The sequence below is a fragment of the Pseudorhodobacter sp. genome, assembly GCF_030452865.1.
Taxonomy (GTDB): Bacteria; Pseudomonadota; Alphaproteobacteria; order Rhodobacterales; family Rhodobacteraceae; genus Pseudorhodobacter.
Window position 1 is genome coordinate 1 of record NZ_JAKDLJ010000307.1, and the last position, 4,523, is coordinate 4,523.

Consider the following 4,523-nt stretch of genomic DNA (forward strand, 5'->3'; position numbering starts at 1 on the left):
TTCAGGTACGGTGCGGATCATCGACCGGCTGAAGCCTCTGCCGCATGTGCCGGGTCGCCCGTATGTGATTGGCGCGCCGCCCGAATATGAAACGACGATCTATAAAAAGACGGCGGGAGGCAACCTTACTGTCAGAAGCAATACATCGGGCATCAGTCAGATCCTTATCGGCGCCGATAGCACCGCCTATAATCCTGTCGATGATGCCGCACTGTTTTTTACCAAGGCGAAGGACCACGAAGTCAGCTACACTTCGGTATCACATGTAAAGGAAACATATTTCTGCATCGCGAACATTAACTGCGGGAGCGTTCAGGATGGCCCTGCAACACCGGTAGGCACCGACGTAATTAGTGATGTCCTGCTCGCCAACAAACCTGATGTTGGCTATGTCAAAATTGCTGCCGACAATATAGATGCTACCCCTTATCGCTTTTCATCCGTGCGTCGGATTGGCGAGGTTGATGAGACGGTCACGAATGGCCCCTACACCAATGTCGTCAACTTTCCGTTTTCGAACCAATGGCAAAAGCGTGAGCATGACATAACCACAACAAGATCCTTCACCGAACGGCGCACGATGACGCACCGGTTGCAAGCTGATCTGCCGATCTCTATCGAGTTTGACGGCTACACGACATCGCGGGCGGAGGTGGTGGCCGATGGCTCGATCTTGCTGGACCGCAGTATCCGGGCGCTGAATGGGCAGGTCAACCTAACCAGCGGCGGCGATATTCTGGCATTGCAGCCAGAGGTGATCATTCAAACGAGCGATACAAGGTTGACTGCGCGAAATGGTCGGATTGGTGGCGTGTCACCTTCAAGCTTCAAGCCCCGCGTTTTCCGCATTGTCGGGCCTGTTGCCGCCCGTGACATCTTTGGCCGGGTGACAGGCGCTGACCTTACCGCAGGCGAGACGCCCTACCGCAATGAGTTGATCGGTGCGGCCCGTGCAAGCGCTGCGGAGGATGTGCTGCTCGTTTCCGGGGAATCGGTCGGGGTTACTGCAACCGCGCTGCACGATATTCGTCTGCGCAACCCGGAAGGGGAGCTGCTGGTCGGACGCGTCGAAAGCACGTTTGGCCATGATGTCCAATTGGAGGCGAAAGGCAGTATCCGACCGGCCGTGTTCGGTGGCCAGATCATCGGAGGCGATGTGCGGCTTTTGTCGGAAAGCGGCAGCATCGGCGTCGAAGCCACACAGCCATACGGCGATGTGCGCCTTGATGTCGAAGCGGAAGGCACGCTTTACGTTGACGCCTACGCCGATATCGACCTGCGCAGCCTGAACAACCGGATGGGCATTGAGCAGGTACGTTCGGCCACAGGTGACGTGCGGCTGGAAACGGCGCAGTTCAACATCGAGGATGAGGACCGCCGCGAAACCGCTGACCGCCGCGCACAGGCAGATTTGCTTCAGGCGCTGTGGGATGAGTTGGGGCTGGTCGATGACGCAGCCCTCACGCAGCCCACTACCGCCGAAATCCAAACTGGGCTTGCGCCGTTGATTGACCAGGAAGCGCAGGCTTATTTCGCATGGTGGGACGTGTTGGTAGAACGCGACAGCAAAGGTGCGATCACGGGTATCAACAAATACGATCCGGCGTTGGTCCTTGATCTAACAGCGGCAGAACGGCGTCAGCTTGTGGCCAAAGGTGCGGATGATGAAAAGATCAATGCCATCGTCACCGAGCGCACGCTGACCTACCATGCGCAGGCGGACAGATATGCAAACACCGATTTTGACGCAAATTTCGTTTACCAGCCCACCGCCACGGAAAAGAACGCTGTTCGGGCGATGATTCAGCAAGACAAGCTGAACAATAACCCATTGATCCAGCGTGAGATCGAGAGCCGCACCGCCAGCTATTTTGAATGGTTCCGCGCGTCAAAGCTCAAAGATCAACCCGGCTTTGACCCCCACCACCTGCTTGGCGGGCAGCGAGCACCTTATTATTACACGCCTGAGCGGCGCCGCGAAATGCTGGCCTCCGGGCTGACGAATATAGAAATAGACCAGTTGCAGGCGGACCAGAACGCGCGTTTCAACGCGCAATCGGTGGTCTATAATTCAATGACCTTCGATCCGAATTACCGTGCCACCATTGATGCGCGCGAAGCGGCAGAGTTGATCAAAGGTGCCTATTTCACCACCACGGAATTGGAAGCGTCGTTCCGGCGCGACCTCATTTTGCCGGTCACCGATACCCAGATTACCATTGAGGAACCCAATGTGATCGGGCGCAATGTGACGCTGCTGTCGGGCCAAGACATAGGGGAGCGGATCGACCCGATCATCAAGGCGGCGGGCAGCAAGCTTTCGCGTGAGGATCGGCTGGTGCTGTTCACTGCTGCCCGTGCGGATATCATGGTCAATGAGGGCAATGTGATCATCAACCGCAATGATGATCTGGATGTAGAGGCGACGGGCGAATTGGTGGTTGATGCGGCGCGCAATGCCTATGTCGGCTCTGAACTTGATGTGTACCTCCGCCAGTTTGAGGCGATGCGCGATGCGCGGTTGCGCAGCTCTGGTGCGATCACCACAGCCGATCCAAACGGGCGCGGGGTGGTTGGTCAGTCGGTTCTGCTTGAAGCGGCGGGCGGCGATATCGGCAGCCTGAATGCGCCGATGCCGCTGGAGATTTTGAATGGCGGTGCGCTGAATGCGCGTGCGGATGGCAGCATCTATCTTCGGGCTGAAAAATCCGACATTCCGCTGGATGAGATTTTTGCCAAAGGCACCGTTTGGTTGGAGTCTGGGGCAGGGTCCATTCTGGACGCCAATCCGACAAGCGATCTGGAACTTTTAGCGGCGGGCGTTCACCTGCGTGCCAACGGTATGATCGGGGCTGGCGACGGGGTTGACGTGGCGCTTTCTGCACCGGGCGGCAGGGTATTTGTCGAAAGCGGCGCGGATCTTGATCTGCGCGTGACCGGCGGCGATATCTTGCTGGAGCGTGCGGCGTCCGTAGCGGGTGATGTGACGTTGACCACCGATGGCGCGATCAAGCTGGTGCATCCAGCAACACCTCTATCCGCGAACGAAGCTATTGCGATTGCCGCTTTTGGCGACATTACCGTGACTGCTGAAGGGGAGATTACCGAGACTCAAGGGCTGTTTTCCTCCGTCAAAGCAGGGGGCCGCGTTGAACTGACGGCTGCGGGTGCGATTGGCAGCGCGGATCGGAATCTCGTGGTCAATGCGCCGGAGTTGGGGCTGCGGGTGATGGATATTCCGGGTGCGAGCGCCTTTATCCAAGCTTACGGCAACCTGAGCATCGGACGGCTGCTGCTTGGCACCGGCGACGGGTTGATCACGACCACCGGCGCGCTCCGGACAGGTTTTGCCGCGCTCTCGGCAAATTCCCTGACGCTGCGCACGCTGGGGGAGCCTGGTGAGGGGTCTGACATCTTGTTCGGGCGCAGCTTTAACGCCGTAGATACCGTTGTTACAGCGGAGTCGGCGCAGGATATTATCCTAGCCGATGGGGTGCAAATTGGCTTTGGCAAGGCGGCCAGCTTCCAAGCGGGCCTGCGTGAAACTGGTAGTATCATTGAGCGCGGCCCGTCGCGTATTTCTGCCGGGGCAGAGGGTTTGGCGCTTGCCGCCACTGGGGATATCCGTTTGGGCATGGTAAGATCGGCGGGTGAATTGCATCTGTCTGCGGAGGGCGACGCGCTTGCCATTCAGTACGCGACTGCGGCGCAGATCGACGTAGTTGCCGGGGCGCAAACAGAGGTGCAGGGTCGATTTGATGCCAACCTGATCGCGTTTGAAGGTGGGCAGATCGGTTTCAAGCCCGCGCCCGTCCTGTTGGGGGGGACGAATACAGGCGTTCGGATGGAAACGGCTGGGTCGGCGTATCTGAACCATGTCGGCAATGGCGCCTTGCATGTGCGGGGTGCGTCAATCGGTGGCAACGCGATGCTGACGGCAGCGGGGCGGGGCATCGTGATCGACAAGCCCTTTGACGTGGCGGGAGATGTGCAGATCAATTCCGGCGCGTTGATGATCAATGAGAATTTGCGGAGCCGTGACGGTTCCTTGGCCCTGACGGTGACAGATGGTTTGACCGTTGCGCAGGGCAAGGCGCTGAGCGCGGCACGTCATGCTACGCTGAGTGCAGGCGGGGCGATGCAGCTTGGTGATGTTACCTCGGGTGCAGATGTTTCGTTGACAGCAGCGACGATCCAAGCGTGGCAGGGTACAAAAGTTCAGGCGGGTGGAACGCTTGCCCTCCGGGCCGGGGCCGCCGGAACGGGTGCGGTGCCGCTGATCTTCAACGCGGCTAACCTGATGGCCGAAGGTGTGGGCAACGGCCAGTTTGCCCTACACAGCGACGGACCGGTCGCACTGTTGCGCCTATCGGGCACGTTGGCACAGTTTGATCTTGTCAGCGACGGCGATCTGTTGCTGGGCCGCAGCATCGCGCCCATCGGCGATAGCCGTGTGATTTTGACCAGCAGAGGCGGCGATATCGGACAGTTGGATGGGGTTGATACGACGCAGATGGAGGGCC

1 protein-coding gene is annotated in these 4,523 nt (G+C 58.8%); it reads left to right on the plus strand.

From position 1 onward, the window contains the following. Positions 1-4,523, plus strand: a 4,523-nt coding sequence (locus L0H65_RS15125; RefSeq protein ID WP_301459875.1) for a hypothetical protein, incomplete at both ends; no start/stop codon positions are given.